The organism is Sedimentibacter sp. B4 (assembly GCF_000309315.1).
Taxonomy (GTDB): Bacteria; Bacillota; Clostridia; order Tissierellales; family Sedimentibacteraceae; genus Sedimentibacter; species Sedimentibacter saalensis.
This window is the reverse complement of the sequence record NZ_CANG01000921.1, coordinates 20,468-39,176: the sequence shown is the minus strand read 5'-3', so window position 1 is coordinate 39,176 and position 18,709 is coordinate 20,468. Positions and strand designations below refer to the sequence as shown.

Sequence of the window (18,709 nt, the reverse complement as noted above, 5' to 3'; positions counted from 1 at the left end):
TTAAGTATGAATAGTGACTGTTCACTTAAGGTATAAAAATATAGGAGGCACTTGTGTATAAGATACTTGCAATCAACCCAGGTTCGACTACAACAAAAATAGCGCTTTATGAAAATGAGCAGGAAATTCTGGTCAAGACCCTGGATCACCCTGCTGAAGAAATGGAAAAATTTGAAAAGGTTGTTGATCAGTTTCAAATGAGAAAAGATGTTGTTCTTTTATTTTTAAAGGACAATGGTTTTGATGTAAATAAGCTTGATGCAGTGGTTGGAAGGGGAGGAATGCTTCCGCCTGTAAAGTCGGGTGCATATAGAGTCGATGATTTGATGGTTGACAGACTTAAAAACAGACCCGTTGTTGAACACGCATCGAACCTTGGAGCACTTATTGCCCATGAAATTGCTTCTTCAGTAGGAAAAGAAGCATACATTTACGATTCAGTAAAGGTTGACGAATTGATACCGGAAGCCAGAATTTCAGGAATGCCCGCATTGCCGAGAACCAGCACAAGCCACGTATTAAATTCCAGGGCTATGGCAATTAAGACAGCAAAGAACATGGGTAAAAATTACACTGAAATGAACTTTGTCGTTGCCCACATGGGAGGAGGAGTTTCCTTAAGTGTCTATGAAAAGGGAAGATTAAGCGACATCATTTCTGATGATGAGGGACCATTTTCACCGGAACGTTCAGGAAGAGTAAACTTAAGGCCTTTCATGGACATGTGTTTTTCAGGAAAGTACGACAAAAAAACAGTGGGGAAAATGATAAGCGGAAACGGAGGGCTTAAAGGCTACCTTGGAACAACAGATGCAAGAGAAGTTGAAAAGATGATCCATGAAGGTAATGATGAAGCAAATCTTGTTTATAGAGCAATGGCATACCAGATCGCAAAAGGAATAGGCGAGCTTTCAACAGTATTGAAAGGTAATGTTGACGCCATAATCTTAACAGGGGGCATTGCGTATTCAAAAATGATGACAGACATGATAAAAGAAAGAGTTGAGTTCATTGCTCCAGTTGAAATAATGGCAGGGGAAAATGAAATGGAATCACTGGCCCTTGGAACATTGAGAGTTCTTAGAAATGAGGAACAAGCAAAAGAATACACAGAATAAATTTTGGGACTGATGCATTTAGCATTTTCATGTCATCCTGAGCATTGCGAAGGATCTCATATTTTAAAGTAATGAGATTCTTCGGGCTAAAGCCCTTGAATGACACGATAATAAAAGCTAATGTAACAGCCCCTTTATTTCATAAAAAATAGTTTCAATTTTAATCACATAAATGAAAACCTTATCTAATATAAATTATTAAAGATGTGAGGAGGAATTTATGTGAAAAGTGATTGCCATAAGCTGAAAGAAACGGTCAAAAAATTGAAGGAAGAGCATGAGTTCAGGGGGTTGCTGCACTACACAGACTTTTCTAACTTAAGTTCCATAATAGAAATAGGATATCTTTGCAGCAGGGCCCTTTGTTATGCAAACAACATAGAGTTTACGGATGTATGGGATAAAGACATTAAAGCTGCCAATGACCTGAAAAACTGCACAAGGTTTTACTATGAAAAAAAATGCAACAGCCGCCTGAACATGGACGTTCCTGTATGTCTGGTGTTCAGTGAGGAATTAATTTGTTTTGATCTGTCGGTGTTTACAGACGGAGATGCAGACTCCATATATACGAAATTTGGAACTGACAATGAATTCTTCAGCAAGAAAATAGACTGGGAGACGGTGTTTAATATAGAACCAGATGATAATTTAAGTGAAAATATGAAGACTTCAAGACGAAAAAAAATGGCAGAGCTTATTATTGATGAACCGGTTTCTATAAGAAATTTAAAGAACATAGTGTTCAGGAGTATTGCAGACTACAAGAGGGCTTGCATCCTCTTCGGAAAGAATAAATATTACAGTGTAGAACCTGAAATGTTTTTTAATGAAAAAAACTTCATCAAGGATTACAACATAGTGTATGATGGTAAAATTGACAGTAACGTCTTTGTCCTTCATTTTTCTACAAACCAGCCTGTTCAAGAATCAGGAAACAATGAATATATACTCTACGACCTGGAAGGGAACATAATACGAAGTACAAAGATAAAATTTCCCGAATCCTCCAGTGTGGATTTTAATCTTGAAGTTATGAAGACGGAAGTTCCTGTTAGGTTTGAGTTTTGGTTTGGTGGAATACTTTCCATTGAGGAAACAATAGGATAAATTAGGCACAGCTTAATTTGTCTTTTTTATTTTTCATGTTGTAAATTTTGGTCATGTGCAGTATTATATATAAAATTATGATAGAGAGGGACAAAGATGAATAACTGTAAAATAAGGCTTGCTAACGAAGGTGATTATTCTTCAATCTTAAATATCTATGAACCATTTGTAAGGGATACCATTATTACCTTTGAGTACAAAGTGCCGTCAGAGGAAGAATTCGTAGAAAGAATGGCCAAAATTCAAAAAACATTTCCGCTTCTCGTTTGCGAAGAAGAAAACGTGGTTGTAGGATATGCCTACATTTCACGATTTAGAGAAAGGGAAGCCTATGACTGGTCCGTTGAATCCTCTATTTACATAGATCCTTCACATCAGGGCAAGTGCATTGGAAAGGCACTTTATGTTGCTCTTATTGAATTATCAGGTCTTTTAGGATATTGCAATATTTATGGTGTTGTAACGATGCCTAACATCAAAAGTGAAAAACTGCACAGCAAGCTTGGTTTTGAAAAAGTTGGAATATTGAAAAATGTTGGCTTCAAATTCGGAAATTGGGTGGATGTTCAATATTTGACCCTTAATATTAAGGAATACACTCTCTGTCCTGAAAAACCTAAGAATATAACTGAATTAGCCGGAACTGAAGAATTTGAATCTGTTATGAAAAGAGTTCAAAGCATCATTGAATAACGGTTAGTGATTTAATCACAGAACATATACATACCAACATGTATACTATGACAACATATTAGTTAAGTCATATTAAGATTAAAAAATATATGCAATTAATTAATTTTCACGAATGAATATCGCCAAAATTTTTAGTTGTATATTTTTTTGTCGCGAAATTGCATGGAGGTATTAATGACTAATTTTTTTAAAAACTTAAAGAACAACAAAAATCTTTTTATCATCAACATTTTATATTTCACGCTTGGTTTTGTGAATATTCACTTTTCGCTTCTGGGGCTGATTTGCATGATTCTTCCCATGGTTTTGCTTGTTAAAACAAACAGGAAGACATACTGCCAGGGGTATTGCCCAAGAGCAAATCTATATACAAAAGCAGGAAAACTTACAAGCAAGTTTTCTTTAAAAACTCCTACTTATTTCATTAAAGGAAACTTAAAATATATAATGCTGGTATATTTCGGAATAAGTTTGTTTTTCATTAGCATGTCAACAGCAAGAGTTGCGGCAGGATTCATGAATCCCTTGGAACAGCTTAGGTTTTTCATAGTATTTCCAATTCCTTTCAAATTGCCGCAATTGATTGAATTAAACAACGTATTGCCTTGGATCACACACATGGCATACCGCTTTTATTCAATGATGATGACCACAACCATAATTGGTTTGGTGCTCGCATTTGTTTACAAACCAAGAACCTGGTGCACAATTTGTCCTATTTCAACCATATCGGGAATATATCTTGACGCTCAGAAAAAAATACAGGATCAGGCAATAGGCTGCCAGTAAAAATGATTTATTATAAAAATAGTTTGCCAATTGAATAATAAAGTAATAATATAAAAGAATAAGTTTTATGTAAAAATTCATAATTGGAGAGGCTATGAACATAAATTTATTTATGACGGCAATAACCCCAGGCATTGCGCTTGGTTTGTTTTTCTATTTATTTGACAGACATGACAGAGAGCCCTTAAGAATTCTTTTGAAAGTCTTCATTATGGGGATAATTTCTGTAATTCCAACAATTTTTGTGGAAAACATTCTGACTTTTTTCAATGTGTTTCCTGGAATAATCGGTATCGGGTACACAGCTTTCATAGTAGCCGGACTCACGGAGGAATACATGAAAAGGCAGGTTGTTTTAAAAAATGTTTACTTCAACCCGGTGTTTGATGAGAAGCTTGACGGCATAGTATATTGCGTAATTGCAGCCCTTGGTTTTGCAACCATAGAAAATGTAATGTATGTTGTGTTTAGATTTTCAGATGTTGAATCCATAGGATTTTACAGAGCAATTGTGTCTGTACCTGCACACATGCTTTTTGCAGTTACAATGGGTTATTATTTATCCATGGCAAAATTTGCTCTCACAGAAGAAGAAAGCCAGTATTATTTTAAGAAATCACTCTCTGTTCCTACAGTTCTACACGGTATTTTTGACTTCATACTCATGTCGCAAATAGATATTCTGATGGTTTTATTCGTACCTTTTGTTATTTATCTTTGGGTGAACAACTTAAAGAAATTAAATGTGTATTACGCTGATTCGAAAAAAAGAAACGGGTTATAAGAAATACTCACTATTAAGGCACAGTTCGCTGTGCTTTTAATTTGTCAAAAAATGTATTGCATTATTATGGAAAATGTGATAAGATTAAAAGTTGTGTTTTTAAGGTTATAAGAAAGAGGATTTAAATGATTAAAATATATAAAGGAAATATTCTTTACACTGAAACATCAGAAAAATTTACAATAGTTAAAAATGGATATGTAGCTGTTGAAGATGGAATTATTGAAGGAGTTTATTCACAGCTCCCCGAAAAATATAAAAATATATTGCCGGAAGTAGATACAAAGGGACTCATTATACCGGGATTCAACGATGTACATGTTCACGCACCTCAGTGGGTCAATGCAGGTATGGGATTTAGCCTTGAACTTTTACCATGGCTTGAGAAATATACTTTTGCAGTTGAAGGAAATTACAAAGACGCTGAATTTGCAAGGTCATCCTATAGTCTGACAATCGAAGAGATGAAAAAGAACGGCACCACAAGAGCAAGCATGTTTGCAACAAGCCACTCTGAAGGTACTAAGATATTGATTGAACTTCTCAGAAAATCAGGCATGGGAGCATTGGTTGGAAAAGTGAACATGGATAGGAACTCAATAGAAGGCCTCATGGAAGATACATTGACATCTGCAAATGAAACAGTTGAACTTATTGAGTGGATGAACAGTACAAAAAACAATGACAATGTGGATTATATTGTTACACCCAGATATGTTCCATGCACAACTGCAGAACTCATGAAAAAACTATCTGAAATAGTAAATAAGTATAATCTTCCTGTTCAGTCACATCTTGATGAGAACAAGGATGAAATAAAGTGGGTGAAAGAACTTCATCCTGAGTGCAGGGATTTTACAAGTGTTTATAATGACTACGGTCTTATGCCCAAAGGGCAGACAGTAATGGCTCACTGTGTCCACTGCTCAGATGATGAGCTCATTATGCTTAAGGAACGTGAAGTTATGATAGCCCACTGCCCTCAGTCAAATGCAAATCTGTCAAGCGGTATGATGCCTCTTAGAAAATATATGGACGCAGGACTAAAAATTGGACTTGGCTCTGATGTGGGAGGAGCTCATTCCCTCAACATGAGAGAACACATAGTTGAAACAATCAAGACATCAAAACTTTACTGGACTGTTTTTCCGGAATATAAGCCAGTTAGCTTTTCTGAAGCATTTTATCTTGCCACTAAAGGAGGAGGCTCATTCTTCGGCAAGGTAGGCTCATTTGAGAAGGGTTACTATTTTGATGCCCTTGTAATTGATGATGAAAATCTAATAAACGAAATTCCTCACAACGTAGAGGAAAGACTTGAAAGATTTGTTTATGTGGGCTCACATGAAAACATAGTCAAAAAATATGTGGCAGGGAAATTAATATAAAATTGGAGCAATGTAATTCATTGCTCTTTTTTGTAAAGAGGAACATTTCTGCATCTAAAAATACCATTCTGTTTGAAAAACAACCAGAATCGCGTAAACATCATTTTATATTCATTGATATTTAATATGAGAAATTGTATAATTAATAAAATGCCTTCAGTATCTGCCTTCATGGTTTAAAAATGAGGATTTATGAAAACTTTAACGGAATTGTTTGATATAAAAAAGGGTGATGTTGTTTCAATTACAGGTACAGGAGGAAAGACATCCCTTCTGTTTACACTTGGAAATGAACTGAGAAAAAAGAGCAGGGTGCTTATAACCACCAGCACCAAAATTTTCATGCCTTCAAAAGAAGATTATGATTTCATATACCCTTGCATAGATGATTACATTCGAGATAAAATGAAGAATCATGAGGGAGCAACAGTGATTTCCAGCAAGTACATTAAGGAAGAAAAAAAACTGATTGGAATCAATGACGAAGACCTTGAAAGGGTATTGGATGATTTTGATGTTGTGCTTATTGAGGCAGATGGTTCAAAAATGCTGCCTCTCAAAGCATGGAAGGATCATGAACCTCCGATACTAAGAAAAACAACAAAGACAATTGGTGTTTTTCCAATTGACATGCTGGGCGAAAAAATAAAACCGGACAATATATATAATTACGAGGGTTTCATTAAGTTTGCTGAAGGAAGCTTGATTGTAGACAATGATACCGTAGGAAGAATATATTCCAGCCCAAATGGAATATTTAAAAATTCAAGAGGGAAACTGTACTTGTTCATTAACAGGGCAGATGACTTCAAGCAGCTGAAAAAGGCTTGGGATCTGGCAGAATACCTGAAAGCAAATGCTGCAGGGAATGTATTTGATTTTAAAATTTGCACGGGTTCATTGAAAGAAGGAGTTTTTTATGAATGTTAGCGCAATAGTTATGGCATCAGGTATGTCAAGAAGGATGAATAAGGATAAACTCCTCATGAAAATAAAAGACAGGCAAATTTTTGAATACATACTTGACACAATCAATAAATGCGATTTTTATGATAAATCTGTTGTGGCAAAGGATGAGGAAATACTGCAAAAGTCCAGGCTCCTGGGATTTAATGCTGTGAAAAATACAGAGTATGAGGACGGTCAGAGTCGGTCTATAATTCTTGGCGTTCGAAAATCAAAGGAAGCCGATGGTTACATGTTTTTTGTGGCAGATCAGCCGTTTGTATCTGTTGAAACAGTAAAGCTCATGCTTGAAAGTTTTGAAAAAAATCCCTGTTGTATTATAGTGCCCAGATGCAAAGATAAAATGAGGAATCCTGTAATTTTTCCGCATTGTCTAAAGGAGGAACTTTTAATGCTTAGCAAAGATAATGGAGGAAAGGCTGTCATAGGTAATAATAAGGATAAAATAGTCTTTGTAGACATAGACAGAGAATATGAATTCATGGATATTGATACCATGGAAGATTATGAAAATGTCAGTAAGAAGGTGGAAAGATGAAATCAAATATCGCTGTGGTAAGAGGAGGAGGAGACATTGCTTCAGGTGTTGTACAGAAACTTCACAGATCCGGTTTCAGGGTGCTCATACTTGAAACAAAGCAGCCTACTTCCATAAGAAGGACGTCTTGTTTCTCAGAAGCAGTATACAGCGGAATAAAAGTTCTAGAGGATACAGTTTGCATATTGGCTGAAAATGTGGATGAAATATACAGTGCATGGGAAAAGGACCAGGTTCCAATAACTGTTGATCCTGAAGGATATTATATAAATAGATTGAAACCGGATGTTGTAGTTGATTCAATAATAGCTAAAAAAAATACCGGCATGAGCAGGAATCTTGCTCCTGTTACTGTTGCAGTGGGTCCAGGATTCACAGCAGGAAAAGATGTTGATGCTGTAATTGAAAGCAACAGGGGACACAATCTTGGAAGAATTATTTTTGAAGGTGAAGCAGCTCCTAACACAAAGACTCCCGGAAGTATAGAAGGATACACATGGGAACGGGTAATTTATTCACCGTGCAAAGGAACATTCAGGACATCCCATAACATCGGGGATATAATTAAATGCGGAGAAACTGTAGCTATAGTTGACGGTAAGGAAGTAAAAGCAAAAATTGACGGCATACTGAGAGGAATTTTAAGAGACAACACATATGTGACTGAAAATTTCAAGGTTGGAGATGTGGACCCAAGAGTGGACCAGCTTGAAAATTGCTTTTCAATTTCAGACAAGGCAAGAGCCATTGGAGGAGGAGTTCTGGAGGCCGTGATGATTTTTAAGAGAATTAAAGGTATTTAAAGAGAGAAAGTAGAGAGAGTTCGCTATACTTTATTGTTTATTTTGTAATAATATGGTATGATTATAGTATCAAATGAGTTTTGACGCTCATTTCATATTATATGCGGCAAAACATTTGTACGGTCATGTCTTAAAGTTTTTAGGAGCGTAGTAATGGATATATTAAATGTTATAGAAAATTTAAAACCTACATTATCTTTAAATGATAAAAAATTAGCAGACTACGTAATAAATAACAGGCTGGAAATATGTGAAATGACTGTTCAACAATTTGCAAGTGTATCTGATACAAGTCCCGCTGCAATAATTCGTTTTTCAAAGAAGCTGGGATATAGTGGTTTTAAAGAATTTCAAATGGCTATAGCCAAAAATTTAAGTAAAGAATTAAATCAAGAAAAAGAAATATATGAACAAATCACAACAAATGATTCTACAGAAAAAATTATTTCTAAAGTAATTAATGCCCATATAAATGCTGTTAAAAATACAGAATCCATTATTAAATCAGAAATAATAGATGAAGCTGTAGAGGCAATAAATAACGCAGATACAATTCATTTGTTTGGTGTTGGTGGTTCTTATGTTGTTGCCTTGGATTTTCAATACAAATTGGTGAGAATAAATATGAAAACCAGTCTGCACAGCGATTATCATCTTCAGCTTGTTTCAGCATCTTACATAAACAAAAATGACATAGCAATTGCTATTTCCAATAGCGGCAAGACTAAAGAAACATTTAACAGCTTGAAACTGGCAAAAGAAAGAGGAGCTAAAACAATTTCAATAACTCATGTCGGTAAAAATCCAATAGCTGATATTTCTGATATAAATATTAATACAATACATATAGAACAGGGGTTTAGAATAGGAGCCATATCTTCAAGAATATCGCAGTTAACCTTAATTGACATCATATTCATGAGTTTAATTAAGAAAAATTACGATCATATTCCAAAACAAATAATAGAAACGGGCAGCATAATTTCTGGTTTAAAGCTAAAATAAGTAAGATTGCGACAACAAGTCTAAATCTTATTTATTTTTTATTGTAAAAAAGTTAAATTTATAAATTAAACTGTTGAAATAATGTTTCAAATAAACTATAATAAAATTAAAATAAAATTTCAATAAATGTTTCAAATTAATTCAGAAAGCCTTTGGCTTTCAAAAATAATTATGGAGGAATAGTAATGAAAAAGTTTGCAAAGGTATTATCGATTACTCTAGTAGCTGCAATGCTGTTAGCAGGATGCAGCAGCGGAGGGACAGCAGCAGACAGCAACGCAGCCAATAATGCATCAAACGAAGCTGCTCCCAGCGTTCCACAAGATAAAGAAGTAACTCTAAAAGTAACATTTTTCGAAGCAGGTTTCGGCAACAAGTGGCAGAACTGGCTTAAAACAGAATTTGAAAAACAATATCCAAATGTAACAGTGGAGTTGGTTGGAGATGCTAACCTTACTGAAACTTTAACACCAATGATTGAAAGCGGAGTAGATGCACCGGATGTTTATATGGCAAACGGTAGCATGTGGGAAGAATGGGGACCACAGGGTTTGGTAATGGATTTAACAAGTCTTTATGAAGAAAAAGTTCCGGGAACTGATATGACATTGGATGAGTATATTACTGATGTAGCAAAAGATAAATTTTACTTTGATCTTGGAAAAGATAATGGCGGAATAAAAAAATATTCTGTTCCTTGGTCAGCTGGTCCTATGAGCGTTGTTTACAATGTAAATATGTTTGAAGAACATGGTTGGGAATATCCAAAAACTTGGGCGGAATTCGAAGCTTTATGTGAAGAGATTAAATCTGCCGGTATTGCACCTTTGACTTATCCAGGAAAATATCCTAATTATACAAGACCGTTCATTAGAGGGTGGCAGTTACAATCAATGGGCGAAGAAAAATTCTTTGGAGAATATAAAAACCCAACAAGTGCTGATATTTATGGAGATACTGCAGTGTTAGAATCATTCAAGAACTTTAGGAAATTATTTGACAAAGGGTACATAATGAGTGGAACAACTGCATTAGATCATACTCAGGTTCAAATGGAATTCATCAACAACAAGGTAGCTATGATACTCAATGGGTACTGGTTAGAAAACGAAATGTCAGAAGCATGGCCACAAGGATACAGAATTGCTATGGCTCCTGTTCCACAAGGTGGAAAAGTAAATAAGCCTGTATCATTTATTAATATGCCAGACTACATGGCTATATATAACAATACTGAAGTGCCTGAAGTCGCAAAAGCATTTGTTTTATTCAGCTTAAGTCCGGAATCATGTGAACAGTTTGCTAAGCTTGCAGGAGGATTAAGACCATTTAATTATGAACTTAGTGATGAAGTAAGTGAATTTACTCAAACATGCCAAGATGTTATAACTAATGAGGATTATTATCAATATACAGATGCAAGCAGTAACCCTTTAATGTTTAAATCATTGGGAAATGCATATCTGACTCAGATTTCAACCGGAGAAATAACACCTGAAAAGGCTGCAGAAGACTTTAAAAATGAAGCTGCAACAGAATATGATAGGGTAAAAACAGATTTAGGCTTATAATCTGATTATAAAGGAACTCCATAATGGAACCTCATTAGGAGTTCCTTGAGTTTAAAATAGCTATCAGAGAGGTGATGATTTTGAGCGAAATTTCAAAAATCGAAAACAAAGACAAAAATAAAAAGTTAATTAAAGTGAAATCAAATAAATTGAACAAATCAAAATTATTTGTTGTTTTAATGCTGGCATGGCCTGTTGCTCATTGGCTGATTTTCACGCTTTTTATGAACTTGCAGACTTTAGCTTATTCATTTCAAAGATTAAACAGATTTACAGGTAAAATGCGTTTTGCCGGTATAGAAAACTACATGGAACTATTTAATAAGATAATAAATAATACTGCTTCATACGGAATAGCATTCAGGAATACATTCTTATGGCTTGGATTGAACGTCTTGGTTATAGTTCCCTTATCATTGGTTGTGGCATATGTGCTATCTAAAAAAATTCCTTTTTATAGATTTTTTAATGCAGTGCTTTTTATCCCCAATATTATATCAATAGTTATATTGACCATGGTTTGGTCATTTGCCTGGGCTCCAAATCAAGGATTGGTTAATGAGTTTTTAACAAGAATTGGACTGGAGAATCTTACAAGGGTCTGGCTGGGAGATCCCAAGACAGCTCTAATAAATGTGTTTATTTATTGCGTATGGGCAGGCATCGGTTTTAATAACCTGATTTTAAGCGGAGCAATTGCAAAAATACCTAAAGAGATATTGGAATCAGCTGAGTTAGATGGAATAACAAACTGGCAGGAATTCATTCACATTATAATACCAAGCGTATGGCCAACAATATGCACTGTTACAATCTTAGGTGCAACAGCAGCATTCAGAGTATTTCTCCATCCTCAATTATTGACAAACGGCCAATACGGAACATCAACCATTGCACTTAAAGTTGTTGAAGAAGTATTAGGTGGCGGAAGTTATGGCCTTGCCTCTGCAGCCGGAATAACAATGGCTGTTTTGGGTTACATTGCAGTATCTATTATTAAAAAATTCCTGGACAAAAGAGATAAGGAATGGAGTTAAAGGAGGATATAAATTGGGAAGAAAATTTAGTAAGACTGTTCTAATATTAATTGAAGTATTGTTGTTTTCATATGCATTTTCATTAATTTTCCCTTATATATGGGTTTTAATTAATTCATTTAAAACAGTTTCTGAATTTTATAGCAGCACATGGAGTTTGCCTGCAAAGTTTGATTTTACAAATTATGCAAGGGCGCTTAAAGAAACAAACATGCTCTCATATTTTAAGACAAGTATTGTTTTAACAATTATTGGGACGGTTCTTCAGGTAATCTGTTCAGCCGGTACAGCATATATACTTGCAAAATATAAATTTAGAGGTAATAAGCTGATATACGGCATGGCAATAGTTGGATTTTTAATACCAACATCAGGAACACTTGCTCCATTGTATGTTTTCTTAAAAGACACAGGTTTATTTAATATATACGGATTAATAGTTATGTATGCTACCGGCATGGGAACTAACATGGTAATTTTTTATTCTTTCTTTAAAAAAATATCGTGGAGTTATGCTGAAGCAGCATTTATTGACGGAGCCAGTGATTTTAAGGTGTTCTGGAATGTTATGTTTCCCATGGCAAGAGAAGCAACAATTGCAGTTACAATAATTACTGCAATCAACATTTGGAATGACTATTTCCTTCCATCCATACTGCTTACAAATCCAGAACTGCAGACAGTGGCTGTGGGACTCAGATCATTGCAGGTTCAGCAGCAATATAACGCAACGTGGACAGTTTTGTTTGCAGCAGTAATAATAGCCACACTACCTACAATTTTAATATATATTATATTTCAGGACAGAATTGCCAAAGGATTTCTGGTTGGCGGCCTTAAGGAATAAGGAGAGATTTATGTTTATTAAAGAAAGAGTTGAATATTTAGAAAATTACATTATTAGTTTGTGCGAAAATCAAACTTTTCCTGGAGCTGCGTTTGTTCTCATGGATGAAAAAGATTCATACATGAAATGCTTTGGAAAATCACAGCTAATACCAACTGAAGAAAATCTAATTGATAATGCCATATATGATTTAGCTTCACTGACCAAGGTCATTTCAACAACAACATCAATCATGATGCTGATGGAACAAGGGGTTTTGCACCTGGATACGCCGGTTTCAGACATATTGCCAAGATATAATAACAATAAGGTAACAATAAGACATCTGTTGACTCATACATCAGGTCATGATGCTGATATAGACTGCAAAGAAATGAACAAGGAGCAATTAATTGATGCAGTGTACAACAACAAAGTAAATGACCTACGGTTTGAAAAGCAGGTGTTGTATTCAGATATTGGATTCATTTTGTTGGGATTTATAATTGATACCTTAACAGGGTCCTATGAAAAATTTGCAGAAGAAAATGTATTTAATAAACTTAATATGACTGATACATTCTTTAATCCAAAAGATGAAATAAAAGGGCTTTGTGTTCCAACTGAATTTTGTAAAATGCGCAATAAAATTATTAAAGGTATGGTACATGATGAAAAATCATATGTTCTTGGGGGAGTTGCAGGACATGCAGGACTGTTTTCAACAGCCGGTGATTTAAGCAATTTTGCAAGAATGTATTTAAATGACGGTGAGTTTAACGGACAAACAGTTTTAAACAAGCAAACAATTAAATTGATTTCAAAATTACATACAGAAGGATTAAATGACGATAGAGGATTAGGCTGGTGGGTTAAGGGAAAGAATGCTGCATTGTGTGATTTTGCCGGTGACAGAACAATATATCACAGCGGTTTTACGGGAACTTCAATAATCATGGATTTAGACAACAAAAAAGCTTTCATACTTTTAACTAACAGAATCCACCCATCCCGCGATAATACTAAATTAGTAAGTTTAAGAAGAAATATACACAATATTGCTTTAACATCTATAAAATAAAGCTGGGAAGACATATGGAATATATAATCGGTATAGAATCTGGAGGAACTAAGTCACATCTTGCAGCATATGACTTGAAAAAAAATTTAATATTTGAAAATAACGGAGGATACGGCAATCCTTCAGTTGATGCCAAGCAAACAATTGACAATATAAGCAAGTTGATTGAAAGCTGTTTGGAAAGTTTAAAAGGTGAAAAATGCAGATTTTTAGCAGTTGGAATGGCCGGTGCCGACACCGGAGATTATAAGGAAATTTTACATAATCACATAAAAGATAAATTTATGCTGGACAACATTATATTGAATGATGCTGAAATGACAGCAAAAGCATACTTGAAAAATGAAGATGGAATAATTGCAATAGCTGGAACCGGTGCTTCTGTATATGTTCAAAAAAATAATGAAGGAAAAGTTATTGGAGGCTGGGGCCATATTTTAGGAGATAAAGGAAGCGGTTTTCATACTGCTGTTGAAGCTCTTAAAAGAATAGCTGCTCAAATAGATAACGGACTGGAGTTAGATGAATTAAGTACAAAGATCATTAGAGAAATTTGGGGAAGTCTTCCAAATTCTCAAAAAGAAATTACAGAAATTGTTCCCAAGGTGATTAAGAAGTTTGTATATGACAATCCCAAAAAAACAGTAGCTTCACTGTTTCATGTAATTGTACATCTATCAGATAAAGATAATGCTGCTGCAGTAAAACTTTTAGAAGATGCAGGGAAATATTTAGCAGAAACAACTGTATCAGCAATTAAGGAATTTAAAACTGACGAAAATATAAAAATTGGCTTAAATGGGGGAGTATTTCATAACAGCATTGTTGTACTTGAATCATATAAAAATGAAGTTTCAAAATACAGTAAAAATTGCCTGTTTATTAATAAGGACATAATGGTAACTGAAGCAGTATTTAATCTATATGAAACCAGGAGGAAAACGTGGCATCTATAACATTAAAAAATATATATAAAAAATATGATCATGATGTAACAGCAGTTGAAGATTTGAATCTGGAAATTAAAGACAAGGAATTTATAGTCTTAGTCGGACCATCAGGATGTGGCAAGACTACTACTTTACGAATGGTAGCAGGATTGGAAGAAATAACCCAAGGAGAAATGTATATTGAAGAAAGAAAAGTTAATGATGTTGCTCCTAAGGATAGAGATATTGCCATGGTTTTTCAAAACTATGCCTTGTATCCGCATATGACTGTGTATGATAACATGGCTTTTGGTTTGAAAATAAGAAAAATGAGCAAGGAAGAAATAAATGACAGGGTTATTAATGCTGCAAAGATATTAGGAATAGAAGAGTATTTAAAAAGAAAGCCACGTGCACTTTCGGGAGGACAAAGACAAAGGGTTGCCATAGGCAGAGCAATAGTCAGAGACCCTAAGGTGTTTTTAATGGATGAGCCATTGTCAAACCTGGATGCAAAGCTAAGAAATGAAATGAGAACTGAAATATTAAAACTTCATAAAAGACTTAACACCACTTTTATATATGTAACACATGATCAGACAGAAGCCATGACACTGGGAGACAGAATAGTAATAATGAAAGATGGAGTTGTTAATCAAGTTGATACACCTCAAAATGTATATGAAAATCCATCAAATGTGTTTGTGGCAGGATTTATAGGTACTCCTCAAATGAATTTTTTTGAAGCAGAATTAATTTGTGAAGACGATAATTATTTTATTATATTTAATGGACATACAATAAACTTATCAAAAGAATATGTTGAAAAACTTAAATCAAAAAATATTAAATCACAGTCAATAACTCTTGGTGTAAGACCTGAGTGCATTTCAATTACAGACAAATCACAAGACAGCCACGAAATAAATGTTGACGTATCAGAGTTAATGGGAAATGAAATGTTAATACATTCAAGAATTAATGGCAATAAAATCGTTATAAGAAGCGAAACACGCTATGATATTAAAACAGACCATAAGATAAACATATGTTTCAAATGGGACAAAATTCACATGTTTAATAAAGAAACAGGAATCAATTTAAAAGTGTAGGAGCAAATAAATGACAATTATTGAAAATGGTATGATAACGGAACAATTAAACGAAAATACCTCTAACATAGATAAGATGAGCATAAGAGAAATAATCGAAGCTATAAACAACGAAGATAAAAAAGTAGCTTTTGCTGTTGAAAATGTTATACCCGAAATCACTAAAGCCGTTGACATAACAGTATCAGCTTTAAGAAACAATGGAAGACTGATTATAATTGGAGCAGGAACAAGCGGCAGACTGGGAGTATTAGATGCTTCAGAATGTCCTCCTACATTTAATACAAATCCAGAGTTGGTTAAAGGCCTAATTGCAGGCGGTGACATAGCTCTCAGAAATGCTGTAGAAGGAATTGAAGACGATGAAAACAGCGGTGTCAATGACTTAATAAAAGAGAAATTCAATTCTAATGATGTATTGATAGGAGTTGCAGCCAGCGGAAGAACACCATATGTTAAAGGTGCAATAAAGTATGCTAAAAGTGTTGGAGCTAAAGCAATTGCAATATCCTGTAATCCAAATTCAGAAACAGGAAAGCTTGCTGATGTTAGCATTGAAGTCATAGTGGGACCGGAAGTTATATCAGGCTCAACCAGGCTCAAATCAGGAACAGCTCAAAAAATGATACTTAACATAATCAGCACAACAACCATGATAAAACTGGGAAAGACGTATAAAAATTTAATGGTTGATTTGCAGGCATCAAATTCAAAATTAAGACAAAGGGCGTTAAGAATATTTAAAAATATAACAAATTTTGAAAATGACGACGAAGCAAAATTAATTCTAGAAAAAACAAATTGGAATTTAAAAGAAGCAATTGTTATATATGAAACTGATTGTTCTTTAGATGAAGCTAAAGATTATTTGATGCAGTCAGACGGATTTGTAATCGATGCAATTCAATTAGGCAAAAAATATCTTAATGCAAAGACTATTAGAGGGTAAAATGGAAGTTATAATAAAAAACAGCTATCAGGATATAAGCAGCCTGGCAGCTGGTTATTTGTTAAATACAATAAAAAATAAAGAAAATGCAGTGCTGGGCTTGCCTACAGGCAGCACTCCATTGGAGATGTACAAAATAGTAGTCAATGAATACAAAAAAAATAATTTATCTTTTAAAAATATTAAGACATTCAATCTGGACGAATATATAGGTCTCAATAAGACTGATAAAAACAGTTATTATTTTTTCATGGAAAAAAATTTGTTCTCACATATTGACATTAACTGGGCGAACATTAATATTCCAAATGGGATGACAAACAACATTGAATCTGAATGTTTTAATTATGAAAATAAAATAAAAAAGGCTGGTTTTATAGATATATTATTTCTGGGAATAGGCAAAAATGGACATATAGGATTCAATGAACCAGCTGAATATTTTGAACCCCATACACACGAAGTTAAATTGCATCAAAATACTATAAATATTAATTCAAGATTCTTTAATAAAATTGAAGATGTTCCGAAAAAAGCCATAACTATGGGAATAAAAACAATACTGTCAGCTAAGAAAATAGTTTTAATTGCAGCAGGTTCATCAAAAGCTGAAGCTATTTCAAAAACTATCAGCGGAAAAATAGATCCCAGACTGCCGGCATCTATATTGCAGCTACACAATAATATAACAATTTTACTTGATAATGAAGCTGCTGAACACATAAAAGATTACAATTTTTTAAAGGCAGGTTGTCTATGAGTATATTACTTAGAAGCATTAAAATAATTACTCCTTCTGAAGTATTAATCGGATATGAAATTTTAGTAAAACAAGGTAAAATTACGAAAATTGATATGCAGGAAAATATGCAAAATATTGAAGTCGATGAAATTATAGATGGAAAAGGCCAATACTTATCACCAGGTTTTATAGATATTCATAACCACGGCAATTCAGGATATGATTTTATGGATTCAACTAAAGAAGCCATAGATTCCATAGGTAAATATCATTTGCAAAACGGTGTAACTTCGTATTTAGGAACTGTTTTAACTCAGTCATATGAAAATATTATTGAAGCTGTAAAAAACATTGCAAATTATGAAAATAAGGAAAATTCATCACAAATACTTGGAATTCATTTGGAAGGACCATTTTTTTCCCATAGCAAAAAAGGAGCTCAGCCGGACAAATTTATAAGAGATCCGGATATTAGTTTTATTAAAGAATTAATAAAAATATCAGACAATAAATTAAAAATGGTATCCATTGCGCCTGAAAAAGACGGAGCACTTGAATTAATCAGATATTTAAAGGAAAAAAATGTTGCAGTGTCCATGGCACACAGCAATGCTACTTATGAAGAATCCATGAAAGGCATAAATAGTGGTGCAACAATTTCAACCCACTTATATAATGGCATGAGAAGTTTTAATCATAGGGAACCTGGAATTATTGGAGCTTCACTTACAGATGACAGAGTTTATTGTGAATTAATATGTGACAGAATTCATTTGCATGATGCTGCAATTAAACTGGCATTAAAGGCAAAAGGAGCAGATAAAATAATATTAGTTTCGGATGCCATGCGGGCAGCTGGTTTAAAAGACGGCGAATTTGAATTAGGCGGACAAAAGGTAATGGTAATTAACGGCGAAGCTCGTTTGTCAGACGGCAGTCTGGCAGGCTCAACTTTAAATTTATACAAAGCAGTATACAATATGGTGAAATTTTTACATGTTCCTATACATGAAGCAGTAAAAATGGCCAGCTTATCACCTGCAAGAGCAATAGGCGTTCATGGTAACAAAGGAAGCATTGAAGTCGGAAAGGATGCAGATATGTTATTGCTTGATGATAATGTTAATATTTCTTGTGTGATAAAAGGTGGAAATGTAATATTTAAGAAGTAATGAAAAGAAATTAATACTGTAGACGTTAAAACTAATTAGAAGGTTGCTGCACGTTTGTGCAGCAACTTTTTTAATTTAAAACTGCTGCACAAACGT

At 34.2% G+C, this 18,709-nt stretch carries 19 protein-coding genes; all 19 read left to right on the top strand.

Annotated features, from left to right (window positions below; translation table 11 throughout):
- Positions 1–53: 53 nt before the first annotated feature.
- Entirely contained in the window at positions 54–1,118 is a 1,065-nt protein-coding gene (buk, locus tag BN358_RS15500) for a butyrate kinase (RefSeq protein WP_019229455.1), read from the top strand.
- Positions 1,119–1,340: 222 nt separating this feature from the next.
- Positions 1,341–2,228: a DarT ssDNA thymidine ADP-ribosyltransferase family protein gene (locus tag BN358_RS15495; protein ID WP_019229454.1), complete on the top strand. Its 888-nt coding sequence runs from the start codon at positions 1,341–1,343 to the stop codon at positions 2,226–2,228.
- Positions 2,229–2,324: 96 nt separating this feature from the next.
- Positions 2,325–2,921 carry a GNAT family N-acetyltransferase gene (locus BN358_RS15490; protein WP_019229453.1) on the top strand — a complete coding sequence of 199 codons (597 nt, stop codon included), beginning with the start codon at positions 2,325–2,327 and terminating at the stop codon, positions 2,919–2,921.
- A gap of 174 nt (positions 2,922–3,095) precedes the next feature.
- Positions 3,096–3,710, top strand: coding sequence for a 4Fe-4S binding protein (locus tag BN358_RS15485; RefSeq protein WP_019229452.1), 615 nt, complete (start codon positions 3,096–3,098; stop codon positions 3,708–3,710).
- 94 nt (positions 3,711–3,804) lie between these two features.
- Positions 3,805–4,494 (top strand): PrsW family glutamic-type intramembrane protease, encoded by a 690-nt coding sequence (locus tag BN358_RS15480; protein ID WP_019229451.1) that lies wholly within the window; start codon positions 3,805–3,807, stop codon positions 4,492–4,494.
- A 125-nt stretch (positions 4,495–4,619) separates the two neighbouring features.
- Positions 4,620–5,882 carry an amidohydrolase family protein gene (locus tag BN358_RS15475; RefSeq protein WP_019229450.1) on the top strand — a complete coding sequence of 421 codons (1,263 nt, stop codon included), beginning with the start codon at positions 4,620–4,622 and terminating at the stop codon, positions 5,880–5,882.
- A gap of 192 nt (positions 5,883–6,074) precedes the next feature.
- Positions 6,075–6,812, top strand: a complete 738-nt coding sequence (gene yqeC, locus BN358_RS15470; protein ID WP_019229449.1) for a selenium cofactor biosynthesis protein YqeC — start codon at positions 6,075–6,077, stop codon at positions 6,810–6,812.
- Positions 6,802–7,386 (top strand): NTP transferase domain-containing protein, encoded by a 585-nt coding sequence (locus BN358_RS15465; protein WP_019229448.1) that lies wholly within the window; start codon positions 6,802–6,804, stop codon positions 7,384–7,386. The genes yqeC and BN358_RS15465 overlap by 11 nt, the downstream gene beginning before the upstream one ends.
- The gene (gene yqeB, locus BN358_RS15460) at positions 7,383–8,189 is read left to right on the top strand and encodes a selenium-dependent molybdenum cofactor biosynthesis protein YqeB (RefSeq protein WP_019229447.1); all 807 of its coding nucleotides are present in this window, start codon (positions 7,383–7,385) and stop codon (positions 8,187–8,189) included. The genes BN358_RS15465 and yqeB overlap by 4 nt, the downstream gene beginning before the upstream one ends.
- A gap of 153 nt (positions 8,190–8,342) precedes the next feature.
- The gene (locus BN358_RS15455) at positions 8,343–9,194 is read left to right on the top strand and encodes a MurR/RpiR family transcriptional regulator (RefSeq protein ID WP_019229446.1); all 852 of its coding nucleotides are present in this window, start codon (positions 8,343–8,345) and stop codon (positions 9,192–9,194) included.
- Positions 9,195–9,379: 185 nt separating this feature from the next.
- On the top strand, positions 9,380–10,765 hold the full coding sequence (locus BN358_RS15450) for an ABC transporter substrate-binding protein (protein ID WP_019229445.1): 1,386 nt from the start codon (positions 9,380–9,382) through the stop codon (positions 10,763–10,765).
- Positions 10,766–10,845: 80 nt separating this feature from the next.
- On the top strand, positions 10,846–11,802 hold the full coding sequence (locus tag BN358_RS15445) for a carbohydrate ABC transporter permease (RefSeq protein WP_198018509.1): 957 nt from the start codon (positions 10,846–10,848) through the stop codon (positions 11,800–11,802).
- A 13-nt stretch (positions 11,803–11,815) separates the two neighbouring features.
- Positions 11,816–12,649: a carbohydrate ABC transporter permease gene (locus BN358_RS15440; protein WP_019229443.1), complete on the top strand. Its 834-nt coding sequence runs from the start codon at positions 11,816–11,818 to the stop codon at positions 12,647–12,649.
- Positions 12,650–12,659: 10 nt separating this feature from the next.
- The gene (locus BN358_RS15435) at positions 12,660–13,709 is read left to right on the top strand and encodes a serine hydrolase (RefSeq protein ID WP_019229442.1); all 1,050 of its coding nucleotides are present in this window, start codon (positions 12,660–12,662) and stop codon (positions 13,707–13,709) included.
- 14 nt (positions 13,710–13,723) lie between these two features.
- Positions 13,724–14,665, top strand: coding sequence for a BadF/BadG/BcrA/BcrD ATPase family protein (locus BN358_RS15430; RefSeq protein WP_019229441.1), 942 nt, complete (start codon positions 13,724–13,726; stop codon positions 14,663–14,665).
- Positions 14,653–15,750 carry an ABC transporter ATP-binding protein gene (locus BN358_RS15425; RefSeq protein WP_019229440.1) on the top strand — a complete coding sequence of 366 codons (1,098 nt, stop codon included), beginning with the start codon at positions 14,653–14,655 and terminating at the stop codon, positions 15,748–15,750. Before BN358_RS15430 ends, BN358_RS15425 begins: the two co-directional genes overlap by 13 nt.
- Before the next feature lie 10 nt (positions 15,751–15,760).
- Entirely contained in the window at positions 15,761–16,699 is a 939-nt protein-coding gene (gene murQ, locus BN358_RS15420; protein ID WP_019229439.1) for an N-acetylmuramic acid 6-phosphate etherase, read from the top strand.
- 1 nt (position 16,700) lies between these two features.
- Positions 16,701–17,459 (top strand): glucosamine-6-phosphate deaminase, encoded by a 759-nt coding sequence (nagB, locus tag BN358_RS15415; RefSeq protein WP_019229438.1) that lies wholly within the window; start codon positions 16,701–16,703, stop codon positions 17,457–17,459.
- The gene (gene nagA / locus BN358_RS15410; protein WP_019229437.1) at positions 17,456–18,613 is read left to right on the top strand and encodes an N-acetylglucosamine-6-phosphate deacetylase; all 1,158 of its coding nucleotides are present in this window, start codon (positions 17,456–17,458) and stop codon (positions 18,611–18,613) included. Before nagB ends, nagA begins: the two co-directional genes overlap by 4 nt.
- Positions 18,614–18,709 lie beyond the last annotated feature (96 nt).